This is a genomic window from Streptomyces sp. NPDC037083, from assembly GCF_055606485.1.
The window spans coordinates 17,695-43,224 of sequence record NZ_JBVJSQ010000003.1; the positions used below are offsets into that span (position 1 = coordinate 17,695).

General features: G+C 72.6%; 28 protein-coding genes and 1 tRNA gene. 18 read left to right on the forward strand and 11 right to left on the reverse strand.

What is annotated here, in order from left to right:
• Positions 1–2 precede the first annotated feature (2 nt).
• The 3 genes from ACZ7DE_RS08680 (at position 3) to ACZ7DE_RS08690 (ending at position 1,651) form a co-directional block, all read left to right on the forward strand.
• Positions 3–374 carry a DUF742 domain-containing protein gene (locus ACZ7DE_RS08680; protein WP_470760052.1) on the forward strand — a complete coding sequence of 124 codons (372 nt, stop codon included), beginning with the start codon at positions 3–5 and terminating at the stop codon, positions 372–374.
• Positions 352–1,020, forward strand: a complete 669-nt coding sequence (locus tag ACZ7DE_RS08685; RefSeq protein ID WP_470759017.1) for a GTP-binding protein — start codon at positions 352–354, stop codon at positions 1,018–1,020. Before ACZ7DE_RS08680 ends, ACZ7DE_RS08685 begins: the two co-directional genes overlap by 23 nt.
• A gap of 61 nt (positions 1,021–1,081) precedes the next feature.
• Complete coding sequence (locus tag ACZ7DE_RS08690; RefSeq protein WP_470759018.1) at positions 1,082–1,651, forward strand: GAF domain-containing protein; 570 nt, start codon at positions 1,082–1,084, stop codon at positions 1,649–1,651.
• Positions 1,652–1,697: 46 nt separating this feature from the next.
• Here the strand turns inward: ACZ7DE_RS08690 and ACZ7DE_RS08695 are convergent, their stop codons facing one another.
• Entirely contained in the window at positions 1,698–2,303 is a 606-nt protein-coding gene (locus ACZ7DE_RS08695; RefSeq protein WP_470759019.1) for a GPP34 family phosphoprotein, read from the reverse strand.
• Positions 2,304–2,651: 348 nt separating this feature from the next.
• Between ACZ7DE_RS08695 and tdh the strand changes: the two genes are divergently transcribed.
• From tdh to ACZ7DE_RS08750, 11 genes are all read left to right on the forward strand, one after another.
• Entirely contained in the window at positions 2,652–3,680 is a 1,029-nt protein-coding gene (gene tdh / locus ACZ7DE_RS08700) for an L-threonine 3-dehydrogenase (protein WP_470759020.1), read from the forward strand.
• Between the two features lie 28 nt (positions 3,681–3,708).
• Positions 3,709–4,920, forward strand: a complete 1,212-nt coding sequence (locus tag ACZ7DE_RS08705; protein ID WP_470759021.1) for a glycine C-acetyltransferase — start codon at positions 3,709–3,711, stop codon at positions 4,918–4,920.
• Between the two features lie 44 nt (positions 4,921–4,964).
• Positions 4,965–5,867: a LysR family transcriptional regulator gene (locus tag ACZ7DE_RS08710; RefSeq protein ID WP_470759022.1), complete on the forward strand. Its 903-nt coding sequence runs from the start codon at positions 4,965–4,967 to the stop codon at positions 5,865–5,867.
• A 46-nt stretch (positions 5,868–5,913) separates the two neighbouring features.
• On the forward strand, positions 5,914–6,501 hold the full coding sequence (locus ACZ7DE_RS08715; protein WP_470759023.1) for a helix-turn-helix domain-containing protein: 588 nt from the start codon (positions 5,914–5,916) through the stop codon (positions 6,499–6,501).
• On the forward strand, positions 6,498–7,019 hold the full coding sequence (locus ACZ7DE_RS08720) for a GNAT family N-acetyltransferase (RefSeq protein ID WP_470759024.1): 522 nt from the start codon (positions 6,498–6,500) through the stop codon (positions 7,017–7,019). The genes ACZ7DE_RS08715 and ACZ7DE_RS08720 overlap by 4 nt, the downstream gene beginning before the upstream one ends.
• Positions 7,020–7,049: 30 nt before the next feature.
• Entirely contained in the window at positions 7,050–7,409 is a 360-nt protein-coding gene (locus tag ACZ7DE_RS08725; RefSeq protein ID WP_470759025.1) for an MmcQ/YjbR family DNA-binding protein, read from the forward strand.
• 110 nt (positions 7,410–7,519) lie between these two features.
• Positions 7,520–7,593 (forward strand) — tRNA-Pro (locus tag ACZ7DE_RS08730).
• Positions 7,594–8,243: 650 nt separating this feature from the next.
• On the forward strand, positions 8,244–9,473 hold the full coding sequence (locus ACZ7DE_RS08735) for an ABC transporter substrate-binding protein (protein WP_470759026.1): 1,230 nt from the start codon (positions 8,244–8,246) through the stop codon (positions 9,471–9,473).
• Between the two features lie 70 nt (positions 9,474–9,543).
• Positions 9,544–10,503 (forward strand): carbohydrate ABC transporter permease, encoded by a 960-nt coding sequence (locus ACZ7DE_RS08740; RefSeq protein WP_470759027.1) that lies wholly within the window; start codon positions 9,544–9,546, stop codon positions 10,501–10,503.
• Positions 10,503–11,336: a carbohydrate ABC transporter permease gene (locus ACZ7DE_RS08745; RefSeq protein ID WP_470759028.1), complete on the forward strand. Its 834-nt coding sequence runs from the start codon at positions 10,503–10,505 to the stop codon at positions 11,334–11,336. Before ACZ7DE_RS08740 ends, ACZ7DE_RS08745 begins: the two co-directional genes overlap by 1 nt.
• A 33-nt stretch (positions 11,337–11,369) precedes the next feature.
• Positions 11,370–12,557 (forward strand): ABC transporter ATP-binding protein, encoded by a 1,188-nt coding sequence (locus ACZ7DE_RS08750; protein ID WP_470759029.1) that lies wholly within the window; start codon positions 11,370–11,372, stop codon positions 12,555–12,557.
• Between the two features lie 271 nt (positions 12,558–12,828).
• Here ACZ7DE_RS08750 and murJ read toward each other — a convergent pair whose 3' ends face one another.
• From murJ to ACZ7DE_RS08780, 6 genes are all read right to left on the reverse strand, one after another.
• Positions 12,829–14,472 (reverse strand): murein biosynthesis integral membrane protein MurJ, encoded by a 1,644-nt coding sequence (gene murJ / locus ACZ7DE_RS08755; protein ID WP_470759030.1) that lies wholly within the window; start codon positions 14,470–14,472, stop codon positions 12,829–12,831.
• Between the two features lie 140 nt (positions 14,473–14,612).
• A complete protein-coding gene (locus tag ACZ7DE_RS08760) occupies positions 14,613–15,011 on the reverse strand; it encodes a (2Fe-2S) ferredoxin domain-containing protein (RefSeq protein ID WP_470760053.1) in 399 nt (132 codons plus the stop codon).
• A gap of 59 nt (positions 15,012–15,070) precedes the next feature.
• The gene (locus ACZ7DE_RS08765; RefSeq protein ID WP_470759031.1) at positions 15,071–15,610 is read right to left on the reverse strand and encodes an NUDIX hydrolase family protein; all 540 of its coding nucleotides are present in this window, start codon (positions 15,608–15,610) and stop codon (positions 15,071–15,073) included.
• A gap of 7 nt (positions 15,611–15,617) precedes the next feature.
• Complete coding sequence (locus tag ACZ7DE_RS08770; RefSeq protein WP_470759032.1) at positions 15,618–16,760, reverse strand: amidohydrolase family protein; 1,143 nt, start codon at positions 16,758–16,760, stop codon at positions 15,618–15,620.
• A 1-nt stretch (position 16,761) separates the two neighbouring features.
• A complete protein-coding gene (locus ACZ7DE_RS08775; protein WP_470759033.1) occupies positions 16,762–18,165 on the reverse strand; it encodes a type I glutamate--ammonia ligase in 1,404 nt (467 codons plus the stop codon).
• A 77-nt stretch (positions 18,166–18,242) separates the two neighbouring features.
• Positions 18,243–19,028 (reverse strand): SAM-dependent methyltransferase, encoded by a 786-nt coding sequence (locus ACZ7DE_RS08780; protein ID WP_470759034.1) that lies wholly within the window; start codon positions 19,026–19,028, stop codon positions 18,243–18,245.
• 122 nt (positions 19,029–19,150) lie between these two features.
• On the opposite strand from ACZ7DE_RS08780, the gene ACZ7DE_RS08785 reads away from it, so the two are divergent.
• Complete coding sequence (locus ACZ7DE_RS08785) at positions 19,151–20,020, forward strand: Cof-type HAD-IIB family hydrolase (protein WP_470759035.1); 870 nt, start codon at positions 19,151–19,153, stop codon at positions 20,018–20,020.
• Positions 20,021–20,116: 96 nt separating this feature from the next.
• Positions 20,117–21,361, forward strand: a complete 1,245-nt coding sequence (locus ACZ7DE_RS08790; RefSeq protein ID WP_470759036.1) for an amidohydrolase — start codon at positions 20,117–20,119, stop codon at positions 21,359–21,361.
• Positions 21,362–21,388: 27 nt separating this feature from the next.
• On the opposite strand, the gene ACZ7DE_RS08795 is transcribed toward ACZ7DE_RS08790, so the two are convergent.
• The 4 genes from ACZ7DE_RS08795 to ACZ7DE_RS08810 are packed head-to-tail and all read right to left on the reverse strand — an operon-like array spanning position 21,389 to position 23,348.
• Complete coding sequence (locus ACZ7DE_RS08795) at positions 21,389–21,721, reverse strand: DUF3140 domain-containing protein (RefSeq protein ID WP_470759037.1); 333 nt, start codon at positions 21,719–21,721, stop codon at positions 21,389–21,391.
• 34 nt (positions 21,722–21,755) lie between these two features.
• Entirely contained in the window at positions 21,756–22,238 is a 483-nt protein-coding gene (locus ACZ7DE_RS08800; protein ID WP_470759038.1) for a Dps family protein, read from the reverse strand.
• Entirely contained in the window at positions 22,235–22,492 is a 258-nt protein-coding gene (locus tag ACZ7DE_RS08805; RefSeq protein ID WP_470759039.1) for a WhiB family transcriptional regulator, read from the reverse strand. Before ACZ7DE_RS08805 ends, ACZ7DE_RS08800 begins: the two co-directional genes overlap by 4 nt.
• Before the next feature lie 55 nt (positions 22,493–22,547).
• Positions 22,548–23,348 carry an alpha/beta hydrolase gene (locus ACZ7DE_RS08810; RefSeq protein ID WP_470759040.1) on the reverse strand — a complete coding sequence of 267 codons (801 nt, stop codon included), beginning with the start codon at positions 23,346–23,348 and terminating at the stop codon, positions 22,548–22,550.
• A 120-nt stretch (positions 23,349–23,468) separates the two neighbouring features.
• On the opposite strand from ACZ7DE_RS08810, the gene ACZ7DE_RS08815 reads away from it, so the two are divergent.
• Together ACZ7DE_RS08815 and ACZ7DE_RS08820 are read left to right on the forward strand one after the other, a co-directional pair.
• Positions 23,469–24,656, forward strand: coding sequence for a thiolase family protein (locus ACZ7DE_RS08815; RefSeq protein ID WP_470759041.1), 1,188 nt, complete (start codon positions 23,469–23,471; stop codon positions 24,654–24,656).
• A 73-nt stretch (positions 24,657–24,729) separates the two neighbouring features.
• Positions 24,730–25,503: a sulfite exporter TauE/SafE family protein gene (locus tag ACZ7DE_RS08820; protein WP_470759042.1), complete on the forward strand. Its 774-nt coding sequence runs from the start codon at positions 24,730–24,732 to the stop codon at positions 25,501–25,503.
• Positions 25,504–25,530 lie beyond the last annotated feature (27 nt).

Below are 25,530 nucleotides of genomic sequence, written 5' to 3' on the forward strand. Positions count from 1 at the left end.
ACGTGGCGGCGGCCGGCGACGGGCCCTGGCTCGACGACGCGGCAGGGCGGCTGGTGCGCCCGTTCACGGTCAGCAACGGCCGGACCAGGCCCAGCGTCGCCCTCGACCTTCTGTCGCAGGTCAGGGCCACCGGGGCGACCCCTCTCGGCTACCTCGGCCCCGAGCACGCCCAGGCGCTCGACCTGAGCCGTGCGCCCGTGTCGGTCGCCGAGGTCGCGGCCCATCTGAAGCTGCCGGCAGCGGTCACCAAGGTGCTGCTGTCCGACCTCCTCGACTGCGGGGCGCTGACCACCAAGCCCCCCGAGTTCCACCACAACCCCACCGACCGGGCCCTTCTGGAGGCAGTGCTCGATGGACTACGACGACAGCTCTGACCGCGACGAGCGCGCCGGGCACGGCGACGGCCGCGCCCACGGCCCGCACGACGACGCCGGCCCCGACCCCTTTCCCACCGCCCTGAAGATCCTGGTCGCGGGTGGCTTCGGGGTCGGCAAGACCACCTTCGTCGGCGCCGTCAGCGAGATCGCGCCGCTCAGCACGGAAGAGCTGCTCACCACCGTCAGCGCCGCCACCGACAACCTGGACGGCATCGAGAACAAGGTCGAGACGACCGTCGCCATGGACTTCGGCCGCATCACCCTCGACCCGCAGCACGTGCTCTACCTGTTCGGCACACCCGGGCAGGAGCGGTTCTGGTTCATGTGGGACGAGTTGTCCGAGGGCGCCCTCGGCGCGGTCATCCTCGCCGACACCCGCCGACTGGAGGAGTGCTTCGCGGCCGTCGACTTCTTCGAGGAACGCGGACTCGCCTTCATCATCGCCATCAACGAGTTCGACGGATCCCACCGCTACCACCCCGAGGAGGTGCGCGCCGCGATCGATCTGGACCCGTCCGTCCCCGTCGTGCGCTGCGACGCCCGTATCTCCGCGTCCGGAGTCCAGACCCTGCTCACCCTCGTCAAGCACCTCATCGCCCACGCGCCGGCCGCACCGCAGCCGAGCCGCGGCGCCCACATGTGACGCCCGCCCCCAACGCCCCGGAGCCGCAAATGACGTACGTCCACCGCGACGGAACCCGGCCATGAGTTACGACCCGCCGCGCCCGGCCGGTCGTCTGCTGCTCACCCCGCAGGACAGGGAAGCTCCCGCCCGGGCCCGCCGGCTGCGCCGACTCGGCCTCGGGGAACAGCCGGAGCCCGCCCTGGACGCCTTCGCGCACCGTCTCGCCGAGGTGACCGGAGCGCCGTACGCCATGGTCAACTTCCCGGACGAGGAACGGCAGTTCTTCGCCGGACTGCACACTCCGGCAGGCGGCCGGGCCGCCCGGGGCGGCAAGCCCGCGCTGGGCCGCCTGCTGCCCCGCGAATACGGCTACTGCCCGCACGTCGTGGTGCGGCGCAAGGCGCTGGTCCTGGAGGACGTGGCCGACTACCCGCGCTTCGCGGGCAACCCCGTCGTCGACGAGTACGGGATCCGCTGCTATCTCGGCGCCCCGCTCATCGACTCGACCGGCATGGTGCTGGGCACCGTGTGCGTCGCCGACCTCACGCCCCGGACCTGGGGGAAGGCCGGCCTGGAGACCATCAAGGCGACGGCCGCCGATCTGGCCGGCCACCTGCAGCGGCGGGCGCCCGAGGGGTTGTCGCCGTGAGCGGCGCGGCACGGGCGCGGGCCGGGAGCGGCGCGGCCGGGCTCCGTCAGAGGGCCTGCCACATGTTGTCGAAGCCCGCGTCCTCGATGGACCGTCGCTGCCGCACGGCCTCCAGTTCCGCCAACGCGTCGCCGACCCCCGCCAGCACCGTCACGACCGAGTCGTCCAGCGGTCCGGGGAAACCGTCCGCCGGCTCCTCGCGCAGACCGACGGCGGTGGCCAGCGTGGCGAGGACGGGTTCGTCCGACGCCCAGCGCGCGGTGGCGCGGCGACGGGCCGGTGAGTCGAGGGGCACCGGCTTCGCGGACCGGGCGGCCAGCAGCCCGCCGCGTGGCCGGGACACCAGCCCGTCCGCCGCCAGCCGGGCGGCGTAGGCGGCCGCCAGGTCGCGGCCCCGCCGCCACAGCCAGTCCTCGACCGTCTCGTACGGCTCCGCCCGGAGAAGCGAGTCCGCGGCCTCGGCCAGCAGCGGGTCCTCCGGCGTCGTCGGCGGGCCGGGCACGATGAGGTCGCCGTCCAGGGCGAAGGCCCGGGCCCTGACCAGGTCGACCGCCTCCGCGCCCGCGAGGGCGAGCGACAGATCGCCCTGCCCGACGTCGCGCACGGGCGGCACGTCCAACGCGGCGATCATCAGATCCCGTGCTGTCGTCATCGGGGACTCCACCTCGGTCGGTCAGCGGTCGCCCGGTCGATCGTTCGGCGGCCGGGAGGGCGGACGGGAGGTCCGTCCTCCCGGCCCGGTCGGTCCGGTCGGCCGGTCAGTCGGTTGGCCCGGTGCGGGTTGCGGTCCAGGGTGTCACGGCCCAGCGTGGTGTGCGAGGAGCCCGTCCGCAGGAGCGGAGCCATCCGTGTGAAGCACAGCTGTGGCGGCGCTTAAGAAAAGCTCGATGGACCCGGCCGGGTCGAGTGCGGCAGATTGCTGGGCGAATCCACACGTCTTCCCGGATGCGGGGCCCTTCGGCCTGCACGCGCCCGGGCCCTCACCACAGGAGCCGTTGCGTTGAAGGCGCTGGTCAAGCAGAAGGCGGAACCCGGGCTGTGGCTCGCGGACGTCCCGGAGCCGGCCGTCGGCCCCGGCGATGTGCTGATCAAGGTGCTGCGCACCGGCATCTGCGGCACCGACCTGCACATCCGGTCCTGGGACGGCTGGGCGCGCCAGACGATCAGCACGCCGCTCGTGCTCGGCCACGAGTTCGTCGGCGAGGTCGTGGAGACCGGGCGGGACGTCGACGGCATCGCCGTGGGCGACCGGGTCAGCGGCGAGGGGCACCTGGTCTGCGGCAAGTGCCGCAACTGTCTGGCCGGGCGCCGCCATCTGTGCCGGGCCACCGTCGGCCTCGGCGTCGGACGGGACGGCGCGTTCGCGGAGTACGTCGCCCTGCCCGCGTCCAACGTGTGGGTGCACCGCGTCCCGGTGGACCTCGACGTCGCGGCGATCTTCGACCCGTTCGGCAACGCCGTCCACACCGCGCTGTCCTTCCCGCTCGTCGGCGAGGACGTCCTGATCACCGGCGCCGGGCCGATCGGCCTGATGGCCGCCGCCGTCGCCCGGCACGCCGGGGCCCGCAACGTGATGGTCACCGACGTCAGCGAGGAGCGGCTGGAGCTGGCCCGCAAGATCGGCGCGAGCCTCGCCCTCGACGTCTCGCAGGCCTCCATCGCCGACGGGCAGCGGGAGTTGGGGCTGCGCGAGGGCTTCGACATCGGCCTGGAGATGTCCGGCAGGCCGGAGGCGATGCGCGACATGATCGCCAACATGACCCACGGCGGCCGGATCGCCATGCTGGGGCTGCCCGCCGAGGAGTTCCCCGTCGACTGGGCCCGGATCGTCACCTCGATGATCACGATCAAGGGCATCTACGGCCGCGAGATGTTCGAGACCTGGTACGCGATGTCGGTGCTGCTGGAGGGCGGCCTCGACCTCGCCCCCGTGATCACCGGCCGGTACGGCTACCGCGAGTTCGAGGCGGCCTTCGCCGACGCGGCGAGCGGCCGCGGCGGCAAGGTCATCCTCGACTGGACCGCGTAAGTCACCTGCATTTCCTAGGAGCCTTCTGATGTTCGACTCCGTGCGCGACGACCTGCGCACCACCCTCGACGAGATCCGCGCCGCCGGTCTGCACAAGCCCGAGCGCGTCATCGGCACCCCGCAGTCCGCGACCGTCGCCGTCACCGCGGGCGGCCGTCCCGGTGAGGTGCTCAACTTCTGCGCCAACAACTACCTCGGCCTCGCCGACCACCCCGAGGTGATCGCCGCCGCCCACGAGGCCCTGGACCGCTGGGGCTACGGCATGGCGTCCGTGCGCTTCATCTGCGGGACGCAGGAGGTGCACAAGGAGCTGGAGGCGCGGCTGTCGGCGTTCCTCGGCCAGGAGGACACGATCCTGTACTCCTCCTGCTTCGACGCCAACGGCGGCGTCTTCGAGACCCTGCTCGGCCCCGAGGACGCGGTGATCTCCGACGCCCTCAACCACGCCTCGATCATCGACGGCATCCGTCTGTCCAAGGCCCGCCGCTTCCGCTACGCCAACCGTGATCTGGCCGACCTGGAGCGGCAGTTGAAGGACGCGTCCGACGCGCGTCGCCGGCTGGTCGTCACCGACGGCGTGTTCTCCATGGACGGCTATGTGGCGCCCCTCGACGAGATCTGCGACCTCGCCGACCGCTACGACGCGATGGTCATGGTCGACGACTCGCACGCCGTCGGCTTCGTGGGACCCGGCGGCCGCGGCACCCCCGAGCTGCACGGCGTCATGGACCGCGTCGACATCATCACCGGCACGCTGGGCAAGGCGCTCGGCGGGGCCTCCGGCGGCTATGTCGCCGCGCGCGCGGAGATCGTCGCCCTGCTGCGTCAGCGCTCCCGCCCGTACCTCTTCTCCAACACCCTCGCCCCGGTCATCGCCGCCGCTTCGCTGAAGGTCATCGACCTGCTGGAGTCGGCCGACGACCTGCGGGTGCGGCTCGCCGAGAACACCGCCCTGTTCCGCCGCCGGATGACGGACGAGGGCTTCGACGTCCTGCCCGGCGACCACGCCATCGCCCCCGTGATGATCGGCGACGCGGCGCGGGCGGGCCGGATGGCCGAGCTGCTGCTGGAGCGCGGAGTGTACGTGATCGGCTTCTCCTACCCGGTCGTCCCGCAGGGCCAGGCCCGCATCCGCGTCCAGTTGTCCGCCGCGCACTCCACGGACGACGTGAACCGGGCGGTGGACGCCTTCGTCGCGGCGCGGGCGGAGCTCGGGGAGCCCGAGCCGGCGGCGGTCTGAGCCCGCGGTCCGAGCGGCCCGGACATATTGCGATAATCGATCCCGTGATCGAAGCGCGGCGGCTCCACATCCTGCGTGCGGTGGCCGACCACCGCACCGTGACGGCGGCTGCCGCCGCGCTCTATCTCACCCCGTCCGCGGTCTCCCAGCAGCTGACGGCGCTGGAGCAGGAGACCGGCCACCGCCTGGTCGAGCGCGGCGCCAGGGGAGTGCGGCTCACCCCGGCCGGCGAGATCCTGCTCGCGCACACCAACGCCGTCCTCGCCCAGCTGGAGCGGGCCGAGGCCGAGCTGGCCGCCTACAGCTCCGGCGCGGCCGGCACGGTCACCGTCGCGGCCTTCGCGACCGGCATCGCCCTGGTCGTGGCGCCCGCTGTGGCCCGGCTCGCCGGCACCGCGCCGGGGATACGGATCCGCGTCCAGGACGCCGAGGGCGACGCCAGCCTGCCCATGGTGCTCGACCGGCAGGTCGACGTCGCCGTGGCGGTCGAGTACCGCGGCGCCCCGGCCGCCGACGACCCGCGCCTCACCCACCTCCCGCTCTACGCCGAGCCCTTCGACGCGGTGGTGCCCGTCGCCCACCGCCTGGCCGACGCCCCCGAGGTCCCCCTCGCCGACCTGGCCAAGGACTGCTGGATCGGCCCCTACCCCGGCAACCCCTGCCATGACGTCGTCGTTCTGGCCTGCGAGAACGCCGGGTTCCAGCCCCGGCTGGAGCACTCCTCGGACGACTTCCGCGCGGTCGTCGCACTGGCCTCGGCGGACGCGGGAGTGGCGCTGGTGCCGCGTTCGGCGCTGCGCGGCATGGACCTCACGGGCGTGGTCGTGCGGCCCGTGGACGGCGTGGCGCCGACCCGCCGGGTCTTCGCGGCCGTCCGCCGGGGCGCCGAGGAGCACCCGCTGATCCGGCCGGTGCTGGAAGCGCTGGGCGAGGCGGCCCGGGTGTGAGCCTTCCGTCATCCTGCTGTCTCATATCCGGGATAACGTCCCTCGTATGAGACACGAAGTGGAGGGCGTCGGGTCCCCGGAGGGAGTCGACGCGCGGCTGGCCGCCCGCCTGGCCGAGCTGCGGGCCGAACACGGCTGGTCACTGGGGGAGTTGGCGGAGCGCAGCGGGATCAGCCGGTCCACCCTGTCGCGGGCCGAGCGGGCGGAGATCAGCCCGACGGCCGCACTGCTCAACCGCCTGTGTCACGTCTACGGCCGGACCATGTCCCGGCTGCTCAGCGAGGTCGAGGCGGAGCCCGCGCCGCTGGTGAGGGCCGCAGAGCAGTCCGTCTGGGAGGACCGGGCCTCCGGGTTCGTCCGGCGTTCCGTGTCGCCGCCGCACCCCGCGCTGCGCGGCGAACTGGTCGAGGCGCGACTCGCCGTGGGCGCCGACATCGCCTACGACCGGCCGCCCGTGGCGGGCCTGGAGCAGCACGTGTGGGTGCTGGAGGGCGCCCTCGACGTGACGGCCGACGGCGTCGAGCGGCGCCTCGAAGCGGGGGACTGTCTGCGGCTGCGGGTGTGGGGGCCGACCCGGTTCCGGTGCGCGGGCGCCGAGCGGGCCCGCTACGCGCTGGCGGTGGTGCTGCCGTGACCACGATCCGACTGGACGCCCCCGGACTGATCGCGCGGGCCGAGGAGTTGGCCGGCCTGCTGCTCGACACGGTGCACGGCGGAGCCTCGGTCGGCTTCCTCGCACCCCTCGACCGGGCCGAGGCCGTCGCGTGGTGGCACGGCCGGGCCGCCGGTGTGGCCGCCGGGGAGCTCGCGGTCTGGGCGGCGCAGGACGGCGAGAGGGTCGTGGGAACCGTCGCCCTGGCCTTCCCCGGCAAGCCCAACAGCCGCCATCGCGCCGAACTCGTCAAGCTGATGGTCCACCGGGACGCCCGTGGCCGGGGCCTCGGCCGCACGCTCCTTGCCACCGCCGAACAGGCCGCCGCGGCGGCCTGCGTCACCCTGCTGCACCTGGACACCGAGACCGGCAGCCCCGCCGAGCACCTGTACCGCACCGCCGGCTGGACCCGGGCCGGCGTGATCCCCGACTACGCGGCAGACCCGTCCGGGATCCTCCGCCCGACCACCCTGTACTACAAGCACGTCGCCGTCGACTGACTGTCAGTGGCAGCCGCTACGGTGCGAAGCATGCCGGACGCCGAAGACGTACGCCGTATCGCCCTGTCCCTGCCGGACACCACGGAGAAGATCGCCTGGAGCATGCCCACCTTCCGGGTCGCGGGGAAGATGTTCGCCACCCTGCCCGAGGAGGAGACCTCCCTCGCCGTGCGCTGCCCCAAGGAGGAGCGCGACGAACTGGTGCTCGCCGAGCCCGGCAAGTTCTGGATCGCCGACCACGAGGCCCAGTTCGCCTGGGTACGGGCCCGGCTGTCCGCCCTGGAGGACGAGGACGAGCTGCGGGACATCCTCGCCGACTCCTGGCGGCAGGCGGCCCCGCCGCGACTGCTGGAGGCCTACCCGGAACTGGGCCGGGCCCCGGGGGAGTGACGACGCCCCCGGCGGCCGGGGTGCGGGAAACGGGTGCGCGACCATCGACCCGAGTGCGGTATTGTTTCCATGCGCGTTCGGCCAGGGGAAACCCCAGGTCAGACGGGCATCGGGACGTGGCGCAGCTTGGTAGCGCACTTGACTGGGGGTCAAGGGGTCGCAGGTTCAAATCCTGTCGTCCCGACTTTACGAAGTCGCAGGTCAGAGGCCGTTTCAGAGGAGATCTGAAGCGGCCTCTCGATCATTTGCGGGGACCGGTCGGGGACCGGCGCACTCGACGGGGCGGAAGCGCACCTCGACCCGCTCGACGTCCCCCATGCGCGCCCGTGGACCTGCGCGCAACCAGCTGACCCCGACGAACACCGGGTGGGTCTCCTCCAGTTCCCCCGCGTCGATGGCCAGGACCTGGCCGGCAGCGACATGGGTGCGGCTGATCGTCCCCTTCGCACGAGCCCGCGCGGCAGGCTCGTCCGTGACGCCGATTTCCTTCGGGCTCAGGTTCTTTGGATACCTCCGCGGCTCCCGGATCCGCGTTTCTGGAACAGGTCACCGGCGCGCCGGAAAGGCGGCCGCCATGAGGATCGGCTCGGTGCGCGCCCATGCCCGCGGGGTCGCCGAGCCGGCCCCCGGTGAGACCGTCTGGGTGATTCGATGCGGTATGTCCTTGATCTTGCCTTACGTGGCTTTTAGTGTTCGCCGGGAGGGAAACGCTGTGAGGTCCGTGCCCCCGTCCGGAAGCGAGGTGTGGAGCCCGTGTACGCGAGGTGCGGCTGCCGGCCCGTTTCGGGCCGGAAGGGACGTCCCGGAGGGAAGCGATGGCTGCGGGCTTTCGCCGTGCTGCCGTTGCTGGCGTCGGCGCTCGCCGCGTGCGGCGGTGACGAGGGCTCCGGCACGCCCACCCTCAACTGGTACAACTTCCCCGACGACTCCGGTGCGCTCCAGAAGGCGGCCGACCGGTGCAGTAAGGCGTCGGGCGGCCGCTACCGGATCAGCTACAACAAGCTCCCGCGCGCCGCGGACGGCCAGCGCCAGCAACTCGTCCGCAGACTCGCCGCCGAGGACGACTCGCTCGACATCCTGGGCCTGGACGTCACCTGGGCGGCGGAGTTCGCCGAGGCGCGCTGGATCCGGGAATGGACGGGGGCGGCGAGGCGGCAGGCCGTGGCGGGCACCCTGCGCGTACCGCTGCGGACCTCGACCTGGAAGGGCAAGCTGTACGCCGTCCCGTACAACACCAACACCCAGCTCATGTGGTACCGCAAGGACCTGGTGCCCACCCCGCCCCGGACCTGGGCCGAGATGCTGGACATGGCCGGCGCCCTCGCCCGGCAGGGCAAGCCGCACTTCGTGGAGATCCAGGGCGCCCAGTACGAGGGCCTCACCGTCTGGTTCAACACGCTGATCAACAGTGCGGGCGGCTCCATCCTCAACGCGAGCGCGACCGAGCCTTCGCTCGGCCCTCCTGCCGTGCGGGCAGCCGGGATCATGCGCGATCTGGCGAGGTCCCCGGCCGCGGACCCCTCCCTTCCCAACCAGATGGAGGACCAGAACCGCCTGGCCATGGAGTCGGGGGTGGCGGCGTTCGAGCTCAACTACCCGTTCGTCTATCCGTCGATGAAGGCGAACAACCCCCAACTGTTCAAGAACTTCCGCTGGGCGCCGTACCCCCGGGTCGACGCGAACCGCCCGGCACGGCCCACCATCGGCGGCATCGACCTGGCGGTCAGCGCCTACTCCCGCCACCCCGGGCTGGCGTTCGAGGCGGCCCTGTGCCTGCGCAACCGGGAGAACCAGCTCACCGCCGCACTCGAGGGCGGTCTCCCGCCCACCCTGCGCGCCGTGTACGACGAGCCCGCGTTCATGAAGGCGTACCCCTTCTCCAGAGAAGTGCTGGCCGCCCTGCAGTCGGCGAGCGTGCGCCCGATCACTCCGGCCTACCAGAACGTGTCGATCGCGGTCTCCCACACGCTGTCGCCGCCCTCGGGGATCAAGCCGGTGAGTTCGGTCGAGACGATCAGGGACCAGATCGACGATGCGCTGCGATCCGAGGGTGTGATCCCGTGAACCACCACCACCCGAACCACTCCGTCAGCCGGCGCCGCGGCGCGCGGGCCTCGTCCTCGAAGGGCCCGAGATGAGCACGCGGGCGCAGCCGGCGGGAACCCCGCCGCCCCCCGGGGCGGAGACGAAGCGGACGGGGCCGGACCCGGCGGCACTCTCGGCGGGCGCCAGGCAGGAGCGGCGGCTCGGCTGGCTGCTCTGCGCGCCCGCGGTCGTCGTCATGATCGCCGTGACCGCCTACCCCATCGGATACGCCGTCTATCTGTCCCTCCAGCGGTACGACCTGCGCTTTCCCGGACGGGCGGAGTTCGTGGGCCTGAGCAACTACGGGGCGGTGCTGTCCTCCCCGTTCTGGTGGGACGCCTTCTGGGTCACGCTGTTCGTCACCGCGGTGTCCGTGAGCATCGAACTGGTCCTCGGCATGGGGCTCGCCCTGGTGATGCACCGCACGATCTTCTGGCGCGGCGCCGTCCGCACGTCGGTCCTGATTCCGTACGGCATCGTCACGGTCGTCGCCGCCTTCTCCTGGCAGTACGCCTGGACCCCGGACCTCGGCTACCTCGCCGAGCTGCTGCCCAGCGGCGACGCCCCGCTGACCGAACAGTGGCCCGCCCTCTGGCTGATCATCCTCGCCGAGGTGTGGAAGACCACGCCGTTCATGGCCCTGCTGCTGCTCGCGGGCCTCGCCCTGGTTCCCGAGGAGACCCTGAAGGCGGCCATGGTGGACGGCGCCACCCCCTGGCAGCGCTTCACCAAGGTCATGCTGCCGCTGATGAAGCCCGCCATCCTGGTGGCCCTGCTCTTCCGCACCCTGGACGCGTTCCGCATCTTCGACAACATCTACGTCCTGACCGCGGGCGCCCACGGGACCGGCTCCTTGTCGATCCTCGGCTACGACAACCTGTTCACCGCGCTGAACCTCGGCATCGGCTCGGCGATCTCGGTCCTGATCTTCATCTGCGTCGGGATCATCGCCTTCGCCTTCGTCAAGCTGTTCGGCGCGGCCGCACCCGGCGCGGAGGTGAAGCGCTGATGGCCGCCGTAGGCAAGACGCATGCCGCCCGCTGGGGTGTCCTGAACGTGGTGGTGGTGCTCTACGCCCTGTTCCCGGTGTGGTGGATCGCCGCACTGTCGTTCAAGGACCCCAGCACCCTCACCGACGGCGACTACATCCCCCGGGACTGGACCTGGGAGAACTACCGGGGCATCTTCGAGACCTCCGAGTTCACCCGGGCGCTCGTCAACTCGATCGGCATCGCTCTGATCGCCACGGTGATCGCGGTGGTGCTGGGCACGATGGCCGCCTACGCGGTGGCCAGGCTGCGGTTCCCCGGCAAGAAGGTGCTCATCGGCATGTCGCTGCTGATCGCGATGTTCCCGCCGATCTCCCTCGTGTCGCCGCTGTTCAACATCGAGCGGATCATCGGGATCTTCGACACCTGGATCGGGCTGATCATTCCCTACATGACCTTCTCCCTGCCCCTCGCGATCTACACCCTGTCGGCGTTCTTCCGGGAGATCCCCTGGGACCTGGAGAAGGCCGCCAAGGTGGACGGGGCCACGCCCGCGCAGGCCTTCCGGTTGGTCATCGTGCCGCTGGCCGCGCCGGGCGTGTTCACCACGGCCATCCTCGTGTTCATCTTCTGCTGGAACGACTTCCTGTTCGCGATCTCGCTGACCTCCACCGAGGCCGCGCGTACCGTGCCGGCCGCGATCGCGTTCTTCACCGGCAGCTCGCAGTTCCAGCAGCCCACCGGGTCGATCGCCGCCGCCGCGGTCGTGATCACCATCCCGATCATCGTGTTCGTTCTGTTCTTCCAGCGACGGATCGTCGCCGGACTGACCTCCGGGGCGGTCAAGGGATGACCCGGAAGGCATGAAGGCAAGGAGGCACCACCCATGGCCGAGATCGTCCTCGAGGGAGTCACCAAGCGTTTTCCCGACGGATCCCTCGCCGTCAAGGACGTGGACCTCGACATCGCCGACGGCGAGTTCGTGATCCTGGTCGGTCCGTCCGGATGCGGCAAGTCCACCACCCTGAACATGATCGCCGGACTCGAGGACATCACCGACGGCACACTGCGCATCGGTGGGCAGGTCGTCAACGACCTTTCACCCAAGGAACGCGACGTCGCCATGGTGTTCCAGAGCTACGCCCTGTACCCGCACATGAGCGTCCGGGAGAACATGGGCTTTCCACTGCGCCTGGCCAAGGTGGACAAGGACACGATCAACACCAAGGTCGAGGAGGCCGCCCGGGTCCTCGACCTGACCGAGCACCTGGACCGCAAGCCCGCCAACCTCTCCGGCGGCCAGCGTCAGCGCGTGGCCATGGGGCGGGCGATCGTCCGTGACCCCAAGGCGTTCCTGATGGACGAGCCGCTGTCCAATCTGGACGCGAAACTCCGGGTGCAGATGCGCACCCAGATCTCCCGGATCCAGCGGCGGCTCGGCACCACCACCGTCTACGTCACCCACGACCAGACCGAGGCGATGACCCTCGGCGACCGGGTCGTGGTCATGAGGGGGGGCCTGGTCCAGCAGATCGGCACGCCCGCCGAGCTCTACGACCACCCGCGCAACCTCTTCGTCGCGGGCTTCATCGGCTCCCCGGCGATGAACTTCCTGAACGCCACCCTGGAGAACGACGTCCTGCGCTCGCCCCTGGGCGACCTGCCCCTGGACGACCGTACCCGGCAGTCCCTGGAACGGCAGAACGCGCCCCGCGAGCTCATCGTCGGGCTGCGGCCCGAGGCGTTCGAGGACGCGGCCCTCGCGCACGACCTGGCGTGGGGCGGACCCGCCTTCACCGCCACCGTGGACGTACTCGAGTCGCTGGGCTCCGATGTGTACGTGTACTTCAGCGCGGAGGGCGGGCCCGTGACGACCGCCGAACTCGAGGAGCTCGCCACGGACTCGGGCCTGCGCGACACCGGCGCCGAGGTCGGCCAGATCGTGGCCCGCCTGGACGCCGCCACACGCGCCCGCGAGGGCGAACCGGCGGAGCTGCGGGTCGACATGGCCAAGGCTCATGTGTTCGACCCGGCGAACGGAGCGAACCTCACGCATCCGGCGAGGGCAGACTGACGGGACACGCGGAGACGGTCTTCGGCGCGTTCGCCACCGCGGACGCGCTCTCGCCGCGAGCCGGCCGGGCGTCGATCCGCCCGGCCCCGCCCCGCGCCCACCGCTGCCGGCGGCCGTCCGGCGGGAGGCGTTCGTCCGCACCGACTGCTGGGGCGGTCCTGCACAAAGGCGGCGGAGGCGGGCGGACGCCCGGGCGGGAGGGTCCGCTCGCGGGCGGCCCGGGCCCGTGGAACCCTGGCCGCCCTCGTCGCCGAGGCGGGCCGGTGAGCGGTCAGCGCAGCCTGCGCAGCTCCCGCAGTTCTCCCACCTTCGCCATCCGGGCCAGAGCGAGGTAGACCAGCGTGAGGGTGAGGACGCCGGCGGCGAGGGCGGCGGCGTCCGGGAGGGGTCCGCCGCCGAGCCGGGCCGCGCAGGCCCGGTCGGCCGCCCAGGCCGCGACGGCGGCCACGCCCGCCGCTCCCGTCAGCCTGGTGTAGGTGCGGCGCAGCGCGCCGTCGTCCAAGCGGCCCCCCGTCCGCCTCCGCAACAGCCGGGCGGTGAGGGCGAGACCGGCCAGGTAGGACAGGGTGTAGGCGCCGGCCATGCCGGTCACCGACCAGCGGTCGGGCAGCAGCAGATGGCAGGCGGTCGCCAGGGCGATGTTCACCGTCGCGATCCAGACCGCCATGAAGAACGGGGTGCGGGTGTCCTCGAACGCGTAGAAGCCGCGCAGCAGCAGGTACTGCGCGGAGAACGGGATCAGACCGAGTCCGAAGGCCTGGAGCATGTGCCCGAGCGGCTGCGCGGAGGCCGCGTCGGCCGCGCCGTGCGCGAACAGCAGGGTCGAGATCCGCGGGCCGAGAGCCAGGAACAGGAACGCGGCCGGGACGATGACGACGCCGCTCACGCGCAGCCCGCGCGAGAGGTCCGCCCGCACGTCCGCGATCCGTCCCTGCGCCACGGCGCGGCTCATCCGGGGCAGTAGCGCGGTCACCAGGGAGACGGTGACCACCGACTGCGGCAGCATCCAGATGGTCTGCGCGTACGTGTACGCCGTGTAGCCCGCGCCGGCGTCCGGCAGCTTCTGGTCGACCGCGTTGGCGTAGTTGGTGACCACCGTGAGCGAGACGAGATTGGTCAGCACGAGCAGCAGGGTCCACTTGGCGGCGTGGACACCCGAACCCAGGCCGGAGCCGCGCCAGTCGAACCGCGGCCGCAGCCGGAACCCGGCGGCCCGCGCGAACGGGACCAGCGCGAGTGCCTGCACCGCTATGCCGGCCGTCGTGCCCACCCCCAGCAGCCGGACCTGGGCGTCGGTGATGTCCTCCACCCGCCCCGGCACGGTCATCAGGCCGAGATAGGCGCCGAACATGCCCAGCAGGACGACGTTGTTGAGGACCGGCGTCCACATCATCGCGCCGAACCGCTCACGGGCGTTGAGGACCTGGCCGTAGATGTTGAACAGGCCGTAGAAGAAGATCTGTGGGAGCAGGAACCGGGCGAAGACCACGGTGAGCCGGTACGCCTCGTGGTTCGCGGGGGTGTCGCGCATGTACAGCGAGACGATCTGCGGCGCCGCCCACACCGCCAGCGCGGTCCCCACGGCGAGGACGGACACGACGAGGGTGACGAGCCGCTGCTCGTACGCCCGCCCGCCGTCGGGATGCGTGGCCCTCGCCCGTACCAGCTGCGGTACCAGCACGGCGTTCAGCGCGCCGCCGATCAGCAGGGTGTACAGACTGGTCGGCACGGTGTTCGCCGTGTTGTACGTGCTGGCCAGCAGGCCGGTGCCCAGGGCGGCGGCCTGGAGGACCTGGCGGATCAGACCGGTCGCCCGGGACGCGACCGTGCCCAGAGCCATCAGCGCCGTCGAACGCGCCGCCCCGCCCTTGCCCGCCGCGCGTTCCTCGACCTGCGGTGATGTCGTAGCCCCCATCCGGACAACCTACGCCATCAAGATCCGCAGCCCGAACTCCCCTGTCCGCAGGGCTGGTTGGCCCGGCACGGCCGCGGGAGGCGCCGGCGTCGTCCACCCACGTGCGGTACGAGGCTCCGCCGCCGGGCCGGTCGGTGTCGTCACCGGCGGCTGCGGCTGCGGACCCGGCCCTCGCGCGGCGGGCTGATGAACTGCAGTTCCAGCGTGGCCGGCGCGGCCGCGACGCCCGGGCCGCCCGCCGCCGCCCAGGCCAGGATCTCGTCCGTGCAGTCGTCGTCCATGGCGAAGCCGACCCAGGTGGCCCGGCCGCCGGCGCGGCGTCCGGCGGCCGAGGGCTGGACGACGATCACGTTGGCCTGGTCGCAGGGGCCGAGGCAGTCCGTCGTGCGGACCTGGAAGCCGCCGTCCGAGGCGGCCGCCGCCGCGCGCAGACGCTCCAGCTGCCAGGCGTGGTCGAAGCCGGGGTGCTTGCGGGCGTCGCCGCAGCAGCAGCCCCGGCACACGACCAGGGTGCAGGGCCGGCGGGCGGCGGCGCCGATCGCGGCCCGCCCGCCCGCCGTGCGCTGAGGGGGCGGAGCGGAACGTTCATCCACGCCGGTCAGGAGGCCGAGAGGCCCACGTGGGCCAGGGCCTGCCGCAGCAGGAACCCGTGCCCGCCGGGCATCTCGCTCTGCACCGCTGGCGACGCCGCCTCCTGCGGGCTGAACCACACCAGGTCCAGCGCGTCCTGCCGGGGCCTGCAGTCGCCGGTCACCGGGACGATGTAGGCCAGCGACACCGCGTGCTGACGGGGGTCGTGGTACGGGGTGATGCCCTGCGTCGGGAAGTACTCGGCCACCGTGAACGGCTGGAGCGAGGTCGGCACCCGGGGCAGGGCCACCGGGCCGAGGTCCTTCTCCAGGTGGCGCAGCAGGGCGTCCCGGACGCGCTCGTGGTGCAGGACCCGGCCGGAGACCAGGGTCCGGCTGACATTGCCGTCCGGTCCGATCCGCAACAACAGGCCGATGCTGGTGACTTCGCCGCTGTCGTCGACGCGCACGGGCACGGCCTCGACGTACAGGATCGGCATACGGGCGCGCGCCATCTCGAGCTCGTCGGAGCTCAGCCAACCCGGCGTGGTTTCGGTCAAGTCAGACATTGCTTGATCATACTTTCAGTCCGTCGGGAAGCCGGTAGACCCGGCGGGCGTTGTCGGCCGCGGCCCAGCGCGCCAGGCGCAGCGCGTCGGACAGGCCCAGTTCGTCGGCGTCCACCCTGTCCTGGAGCAGTTCCCCCAGTCCCCTGCGGAACGCCAGTGCGCCGAGCGCGTAGAACTCGGCCACACCATAGGCGTCGGAGCTGTACAGCAGTTTGCGGAACGGTGTGATCTCCAACGCCTCCTCCAGGACCGCCCGCGCCCGCACGGGACCCACGTGGTGCAGGGTGAGCCCCACGTCCAGATACACCTGCTCGAACACCGCGGCCAGATAGCCGGCCTGCCGCTGGTAGGGCCAGCAGTGCAGAAGCAGCACCGGGATCGTGCCCGCCGTGAGGTGCAACCAGTCCGTGAGAAGCGTGGGATCCACCCGGTGCAGACGGATGTCGTCGTCGCCGAAACCGGTGTGCAGCTGGAGGGGCAGCCCCAGGTCGACGGCGGTCCACAGCAGGTGGCGCACCAGCACCGGCTCGTCCAGTCGTCCGCCGCGCGCCAGCCAGCGCCGCGCGGCCCGGGTGACCTCGTGGTCCGAGGGCCGGGCCGGGTCGAGGTCGAAACCCGTGCGGTACGCGGCCACCGACTTCACCGCGATCACCCCCGGCCGCCGTACCGCGTCCAGCGCGGCCGCCCGGAACGCGTCGGCGTACCCGCCCGCGTCGACGCCCCGCGCGGCCACGTCCTCCGCGACCGATTCCAGCCGTACGACCTCGTGGGCGACCGCCGCGCCGGCCGCTCCGGCGAGTTCCTCGGGCGTGGTGACGCGGTGCGGGGCGAACCCGGTGTCGACGCAGAACACCCCGGTCCGGGCGGCCGCGAGGAAGCGCCGGTTCACCTCCCGCGGTCCCAGCTCGGCGCGCCGGGCCAGATAGACGTCGGCGGGGGCGTGCCGCTCCAGGCCGAGCAGCGGCGCGCAGTGCCGTCGTACGGACACGCCCGCCGGTGTGTCGAAGGTCGAGTCGCCGGGCCAGCGGCCGCCCTCGGTGAGCAGGGCCTCGAATCCCGGCCGGTCCAGGGGGTCGACGGCGACGCCGTGGCAGTGGTGGTCCACCAACTCCAGCTCCGCCAGCGCCTCGTGGACCGCGGTGCCGGCCATGTCAGTACGTCCAGCGGTAGGCCGCCGCCACCCGGTCGTCGTCGAGTCCGTCGACGGCGTCGATCTCGCCCTGCCGCACCGCGCTCACCGCGTCGGCGAGGACCGGGCCGAGCGCGGCCCGCAGCACCTCGTCCCCGCGAAACGCGGCGACCGCCTCGGAGAGCGAGGCCGGCAGCCGCCGCACGCCCCGGGCGGCGGCCTCCTCGGCGTCCAGCCGCACCGGGTCTCCCCGGGTCTCCTCGGGCAGGACGGCGCCCGACGCCAGCCCGTCCAGGCCCGCGGCGATCAGACAGCCGAGGGCCAGATACGGGTTGGCGGCCAGGTCGACGGGCTTGACCTCCAGGTTCGCCTGCTCCGCGCGCCGGCCCGCCGTGCCCCGCACCAGGCGCACCGCGCACTCGCGGGTCTCCAGACCCCAGGCGGTGAACACTCCCGCCCACTGGGAGGGCTTGAGGCGCAGATAGCTCGCCGGGCTCGGCGCGGTCACCGCCGTGAGGGCGGGCAGGCGGGCCAGGACACCCGCCGCGAAGGCCTCCGCGTCGGCCGTCATGCCGTGCCGCCGCTCGCCGCCCGCGTGCAGGTTGACGCCCTCGCGCCAGGCGGAGAGGTGGATGTGCCCGCCGTTGCCGACGCCCTGCGCGACGACCGCGGGGGAGAAGGAGACCCGCAGGCCGTGCCGCCGGGCCACCGCGCGGATCGTCTGGCGGACCAGGACGCTGCGGTCGGCAGCGGCCACCGGGTCCAGGGCGCCCACCGAGATCTCGAACTGGCCGGGCGCGTACTCGGGATGGATCTGGTCGACGTCCACGCCCTGCGCCGCGCACGCGGCCAGCAGGTCGGCGGTGTAGTCGCTCAGCTCGACCTGCCGGGTGGCGCCGTACGCCGGTCCCGTGGCCGCCGGGACGAACTCCCCGTCGGGCGCGGAGTCCAGGCCGACCGCCCACTCGATCTCGACGGCCGCCTTGAACACGAGGCCGTGCTCGCGGGCCGCGTCCGCGACGACGCGCCGCAGGAAGGTGCGCGAACAGCCCGGATGCCGTTCGCCGTCCTGCGTGACGCGGTCGACCGGCGCCCATGCCCAGCCGGGCTGTCCCGCCAGGACCACCGTCCGGTCCAGGTCCGGGTACAGACGCAGGTCGCCGTCCGGGGAGCCCAGCACGTCGGTGGCGACGATGCGGTCGCTCGCGAGGAACGTGTCGAACACCGGCGACATGCCCACGCCCCAGGCCGCGGCCGAGGCCAGCGCGGCCGTGGGGACCGTCTTCACCCTGCCGACGCCCGCGGTGTCGACGTAGGCGAGGACGACCCCGTGCACCCCTCTCCCGGACAGTTCCCCGGCCAGGGCGCTCGCCCGCTCGACGTCTCCGGGGCGCCCGCCGGGGACGGGATCGGCAAGGGTGGTCATACGTCCTCCACGAGCGGTGCGATGGGGGCGCCCCCGCGTGGGCCCGTGCGAGCGTGCGGGAGCGTGCCGTACGTCCGTCAGGGTTTCACGGCGACCGCGCCGTACTGCGGCACCACCGCGCCGGTCTCGCCGCGCCAGCGCGAGCAGGACACCAGGCCGGGCTCCAGCAGTTCCAGGCCGTCGAAGAACGCGGCGATCTCCGCGCCGCTGCGGGCGGTGATCGGCGGCTTTGCGTTCTCGTTCCAGAACTTCATCGCCGGGATCTGGCCCTCGCCGCCCACCTCGCCGTCGTGGGTGGGGTGCGTCAGGACCAGGAAGCTTCCGGAGGGGACGTCGGCCATGACCTTGCGCACGATGTCCCGGGCCGCGTCCACGTCCAGCACGAAGTTCAGGATGCCCAGCATCATCACCGCGACCGGGCGGGTGAAGTCCAGGGTGGCCGCCGCCCGTTCGAGGATCGCGGCCGGGTCGTGCACATCGGCGTCGACGTAGTCGGTGACGCCCTCGGCGGTCCCGGTCAGCAGTGTGCGGGCGTGCGCCAGCACGATGGGGTCGTTGTCGACGTAGACGATCCGCGACTCGGGCGCGACGCGCTGCGCGATCTCGTGGGTGTTGTCGGCCGTCGGCAGCCCGGTGCCGATGTCGAGGAACTGCCGCACCCCGCGCTCCTCGGCGAGGTGGCGGACCGCCTGGCCCAGGAACCAGCGGTCCGCGCGGGCGATCTCCCGGATGAGCGGGAACATCCCGGCCACGTGTTCGCCGACACCGCGGTCGACCTCGTAGTTGTCCTTGCCGCCGATCCAGTAGTTCCACACCCGCGCGTTGTGCGCCACGCTGGTGTCCAGCCGTGCCGGCCCGCTCACGTGACCGCCCCTTCCCACGTCCCGGCCCGTGTCACGGACCTCTGTGCGTCATTGTGCCGCCGGATGATCACCGCTGTCCCCGGTAGGGTGAAAAACCGGTGACCCCGTACAGGAAGCACGACATGCCCTACTCCCACGCCCTCGGCCCGACCGCCTCCGAGCCGCCGGCCGACGCCGCCGGCATACGCCTGGTCGTCACCGACATGGACGGCACCCTGCTCGACGACGACAAGCGGATCCCGGCGGGGCTGTGGGAGGTGCTGGAGCGGCTGCGTGAGCGCGGGGTGCTGTTCAGCCCGGCGAGCGGGCGTCAGTACGCGTCCCTGGCCCGGGAGTTCGCCGAGGTGGCCGACGGCATGGTGTTCATCGCGGAGAACGGCGCCTATGTCGTGCGCGACGGCGAGGAGCTGAGCTCCGATCCGCTGGCGCCGGACGTGGTCGCCGGGGTCGTGGCGGCGGCGCGGCGGCTCACAGCCGCCGGCGTCGACATGGGCGTCGTCGTCTGCGGGAAGCGCTCGGCGTACGTCGAGCGGTCCGACGAGCCGTTCCTGGCCGAGGTGGCGAAGTACTACGTGCGCCACCGGATCGTCGAGGACGTCGCCGCCGTCGACGACGAGATCGTCAAGGTCGCCCTGTTCGACTTCGGCTCCGCGGAGGAGCGCACGGCGCCGGCGCTCGCGCCGTTCGCGGACACCCACCAGGTCGTGGTGTCCGGCGAGCACTGGGTCGACGTCATGAACCGCACCGCCCACAAGGGCGCCGCCCTGCGCCGGCTCCAGCGGGAGCTCGGCATCACCCCCGCGCAGACCATGGTGTTCGGCGACTACCTCAACGACCTGGAGATGCTCGACGCCGCCGAGTGGTCCTTCGCCATGGCGGGAGCCCACCCCGAGGTCGTCCGCCGGGCCCGTCACCTGGCCCCGTCGAACAACGACAACGGGGTGCTGCGCACCGTGGTCCGCCTGCTCGGCCTGCCGGTGAGCGGGGTCTGACCCCTCGGGTCCGGGGCGGTGCGCGACCGCGGCCCCGCTCACCGGCCGTTCGGCCTAGGCTGCTGGGAACAGTGCCGGCACCGGAGAGGGAAGCGGATGAGGGAACCTGCCGTCGTCGCCCGCCTGGCCCGCGAGATCACCGCGGGGCTGAAGCCCGCTGATCTCGCGGACTTCTACCAGGACCTGCACCGCCATCCGGAGCTGTCCTTCCGGGAACACCGCACCGCCGCGAAGCTCGCCGGGCGGCTGCGTGCGGCCGGGTACGAGGTGACCGAGGGCGTCGCCCGGACCGGCGTCGTCGGGGTGCTGGCCAACGGCGACGGGCCGGTGGTGTGGCTGCGCGGCGACATGGACGCGCTGCCGGTGAAGGAGGCGACCGGCCTGCCGTACGCCTCCGCCGTCGACGGTGTCATGCACGCCTGCGGCCACGATCTGCACGTCACCTGGCTGACCGCCGCCGCCGAGACGCTCGCCGCCGCCCGTGAGACGTGGTCCGGGACGCTCGTCGTGGTCGGCCAGCCCGCCGAGGAGGCCGGGGGCGGCGCGGCGGCGATGGTCGCCGACGGGATCCACGACCGCTTCCCGCGCCCGGACGTGCTCTTCGGTCAGCACGTCGCGCCGGGTCTCGCCGGGTTCTTCCCGCACACCCCCGGCCTGACCCTGTCGGCCTCGGACGACGTCGATGTCGTCGTGCACGGTGTGGGCGGGCACGGTTCGCGACCCGAGTCGACCGTCGACCCGGTCGTGACGGCCGCGTACGTCGTGACCAGGCTGCAGACCGTGGTCTCGCGCGAGGTCGCGGCGAACGAGGCGGTGGTGCTCACCGTGGGGCGGTTCCACGCCGGCACGACGGCCAACACCATCCCCGCCGAGGCGCGGCTCGGACTGAACGTGCGCACCCGGGACGGCCGGGTGCGCGAGCGCGTCCTGACCGCGATCCGGCGGGTGGTCGAGGCGGAGTGCGCCGCCGCCGGCTGCCCGCTGCCGCCCGAGGTGACCGTCCTGCCCGGCTGCCCCAACACGGTCAACGACCCTTCCCTGGACGGGGAGATCGCCGCCGTCCACCGTGAACTCTTCGGTGCGGACACCGTGTTCGACTTCGGTCAGGCGCTGGGCAGCGAGGACTTCTCCCTGCTCGCCCCGAAGGGGGTGCCGTACGACTACTGGTACGTCACCTCGACCCCGACGGCCGTCTGGGAGGCGGCGCCGGGGGAGGAGTTGAAGGAGAAGGTCGCCGGGGTGCCGGGAAACCACAGCCCGCTGTTCGCGCCGGACCTGTCGGTGCTGGCGCCGGGCGTGCGCACCCTGGTGTCGGCGGCGCTCTCCCGGCTCGCCGGCTGAGACGCCCGTGCGGGCGCCGGGCCGGCGCTACGGCCGGAGCGGGTCGTGGCCGATCGTCATCAGAAGGTGGCGCCGGCGCGTCTCCTCGGCCTCGGGCGCGTTCTCCACGGGCGTCTGCGCGGCGACGGTGTCGACGACCTGGTACATCACCTCGATGTCGTCGTCGGTCAGATCGGTGCGCCGCTTCTGCAGGATCGCCAGCACGTGCAGTCCGGTCGGACTGCCCGCGTGCTCGGGCAGCGGCTCCGCGTCCTCGTCGGCGTCGCGCACCCGCAGCCACGCGGCCAGCTCCTGCGAGGTCATGTTCACCGCGCGGTGGAAGTCCTCCCACAGCGCGTCCATCTCGAGGGCGTCGGTCATGGCAGGTCCTTCTCCCGCGGTGCGTCCAGGTGGGTCACTTCTCGTGCGGCCAGTTCTCCGCCTCGAACATCCACCGCTGCTTCTCCAGCTCGGCGGTGATGCCGATCAGCAGGTCCTGGGTGACCGGGTCGGCCTCCTCGGTCGCCGTGATGCGCTCGCGCAGCCGTCCGATGGCCGCCCCCAGGGTCTCCGCGATCACCTGGACGACGTCCTCGTCGCGCACCCAGCCGTCCTTCGGAGCGGGCAGGGTGAACGCCGAGGCGATCGTCTCCGGGCGGCCGTCCGGCGGCAGCCCCAGCGCGGCGGCGCGCTCGGCGACCGTGTCGGCGTACGTCCGGGCGGTGGTGACCACCTCGTCGAGCTGGAGGTGGATCGAGCGGAACCGGGGGCCCACGATGTTCCAGTGCGCCTGCTTCCCGATCAGGGAGAGGCCGAGAAGGTCCACGAGGGTGCTCTGCAGGGCGTCGTAGGTCACCTGGCGGGCGGGTTCGGGCAGCGGGCTCTTCACGACAGTCATACGGAACTCCTCCTCCTCGCGTCATACCGTGCGGTACGGAGCAGTTCCGCGCGTTCCTCCTCGCCAGTCCCGCCCCACACGCCCGAGGTCTGTGCGGTGCCCAGGGCGTAGGACAGGCAGTCGGCGCTCACCGGGCAGCGGGCGCAGACGCGTTTGGCCTCGGCGGCCTCGCGCAGCGCCGGCCCGGTCGTGCCCACGGGGAAGAACAGCTCGGGATCCTCGCCCACGCAGGCGGCAGCGCGCAACCACTCCATGAGGGCGCGAGTGCCCCGGGCGAACCGCTGCAAACAGGCGTTTCTCCCGTTCTCCTCAGGAAGGGAGCACGCGGTCGAGGAAGTCCGTCACGTCCGCGAACACATCGGCCCTGTTCGTCTCGTGGAAGACCTCGTGCCGCGCGCCCGGGTAGACCCGCTGCGTGTGCGTGCCCGCGCTCAGCCGCTCCACGCCGACGCGGCTGCCGGGCAGCGGGACCAGCCGGTCGTCGTCGCCGTGCAGCCACAGCAGGGGCAGCGGGCCGACGTCGCCGGCCTCGGCCACGGTCCGCAGGGTCCGTACGAAGGCCTCCAGCGTCGGCCTCTTCATCGGCCCGTGCCACACCAGCGGATCCGCCGCGTACGCGGCGCCGACGGCCGGGTCGCGGGAGAGGGCGGCCGGGTTGACGGGCACGTCGGGGATCTCCTCGTGCGCGAGGAGCCGCCCGGGCAGCTCCCAGGCGCCGATCACCGGGCCGGAGAGCACCAGCGCGGCGAGCCCGTCGCCGTGGCGTTGGGCGTACCGGGCCGCGATCAGGCCGCCCATCGAGTGCCCGACCACGACCAGGGGCAGGCCGGGGTGCGCCGAGTGGGCGAGTCGCGCCGTGCTGTGCACGTCCTGGACCACGTCCTCGAAGTCCTCGATCACCACGCGGTCGCCCGACGACCGTCCGTGCCCCATGTGGTCGGGGGCGTAGACGGCCGCGCCGTGCCGGGTCAGCACGTCGGCCAGTTCCTGGTAGCGGCCGGCGTGTTCGCCGTAGCCGTGCACCAGCAGAACGAGGTGGCGGGGGCGCGGGCAGGACCGTTCGAGCACGGAGATCGTGCCGCGGGTCCCGGTCAGGACGTGCCGGGTCATCGCTCCTCCAGCGGTGTCGGCGGGGGCTTCCGGGATCTTCCCGGACGGCCGGGATCTTTCCAGGGGGCACGAACGGCGTCTATAGTCGAAAACTAGCAGTGCTAATCAAGGAGTCCTGTCGTGCGCCCCGTCCACTTCGCGGCCGCCCGCCGCACCCCCGTCGGCAGACTGCGCGGAGCCCTCTGCGGCATCCGCCCCGACGACCTCGCCGCAACCGTCATCCGCGGTCTGGTCGCCGACGTGCCCGCGCTCGACCCGGCCCGCATCGACGACGTCTACTGGGGCGCCGCCAACCAGGCCGGCGAGGACAACCGCAACGTCGCCCGGATGGCCGCCCTGCTCGCGGGCCTTCCCGAGACCGTGCCCGGCGCGACCGTGAACCGGCTGTGCGCCTCCGGGCTCGAGGCCGTCACGACCGCGGCCCGCACCATCGCGGCGGGCGAGGCCGACATCGTCCTCGCGGGCGGCTCCGAGTCGATGAGCCGCGCGCCGTTCGTGCTGGCCCGCCCCGACGAGGCCCTCCCGCACCGCGTCGAGACCGTCGACACCCGGCTCGGCTGGCGGCTGGTCAACCCCGCGATGAAGGACCTGCACGGGCTGCTCGCGATGGGGGAGACGGCCGAGGAGGTCGCCGCGCGGTACGGCATCGCGCGTGAACGCCAGGACGAGTTCGCCCTGCGCAGCCACCGGCTGGCCGCGCTGGCCCGCAAGGACGGCCACTTCGACGACGAACTCCTGCCCGTGCGGCGCCCGGACGGCGTGGTCGTCGACGCCGACGAGGGCATCCGCGAGGACACCTCCTACGAGAAGCTCGCGAAGCTCAAGCCCGTCTTCCGGGAGGGCGGCACGGTCACCGCGGGCAACGCCTCGCCGATGAACGACGGTGCCGCCGGACTCCTTCTCGTCAGCGAGGAGGCGCTCAACGAGCTGGGACTGGAGTCCCTGGGGCGCTACGTCGCCGGCGCCTCCGCCGGTGTCCACCCCGACGTGATGGGCATCGGACCGGTCCCCGCCACCCGCAAGGCGCTGGCCCGCGCCGACTGGAGCGTCGCCGACGTCCAGGAGGCCGAGTTCAACGAGGCGTTCGCCGCCCAGGTGCTCGCCTGCGTCGACCAGCTGGGCATCGACCCCGACCTGGTCAACGCGAGCGGCGGAGCGATCGCCCTCGGCCACCCGCTGGGCTGTTCGGGCGCCCGCATCCTCACCACGCTGCTGCACCGCATGCGCCGTACGGGAGCGGAGCGCGGGCTGGCCACGATGTGCGTGGGCGTCGGCCAGGGCAGCGCGGTGCTGGTCGAGAGGCACTGACCGGGCTCACCCCGGCCACCAGTCGAGACGGGCGTGGGGCCGTGCGATGGATGTGCGTAGCATCGGCCTCCGCATGAACACGATGACGTTGTGGCACATCACCGGTTGGGAGTTCGCAGCGCTCGCGCTGGCGGCCCTGCTGGTCGGCTTCTCCAAGACGGCCGTCAGCGGGGCCAACACGGTCAGCCTCGCGATCTTCGCGGCGATCCTGCCCGCCAAGGCCTCCACGGGCGTCCTGCTGCCGATCCTGATCGCGGGCGACGTCCTGGCCGTCCTCACCTACCGGCGGCACGCCCACTGGCCCACGCTGTGGCGGCTGTTCCCGGCGGTCGCGGCCGGCGTGGTCGTCGGGACGCTCTTCCTGGTGTGGGCCGACGACGGGGTCGTGCGGACGTCCATCGGCGCGATCCTGCTGCTGATGGCGGCCGTCACGATGTGGCGCCGCCGCACGGCCGACACGGCGGACGGACCGGACGCCGTGGTCACCCGGGCCGGCCGGATCAAGGCCCGCTCCTACGGCGTCCTCGGCGGCTTCACCACGATGGTCGCCAACGCGGGCGGCCCGGTGATGTCGATGTACCTGCTCTCGGCCGGCTTCCGCAAACTCGGCTTCCTCGGCACCTCCGCCTTCTTCTTCCTGATCGTCAACGTCTCGAAGGTGCCGTTCAGCGCCGGCCTCGGCCTGATCGACGGCCGGTCCCTGTTCCTGGACGCCGCGCTCGTCGTGTTCGTCGTCCCCGGCGCGCTCCTCGGCACCTGGGCGGTGCACCGCATCAACCAGCGGCTGTTCGAGCAACTGGTGATCGCGGCCACGGTCGTGGGCGGCCTGCAACTGCTGCTGCGCTGACCCCGGCAGGGGGAGGACCGCCCGGAC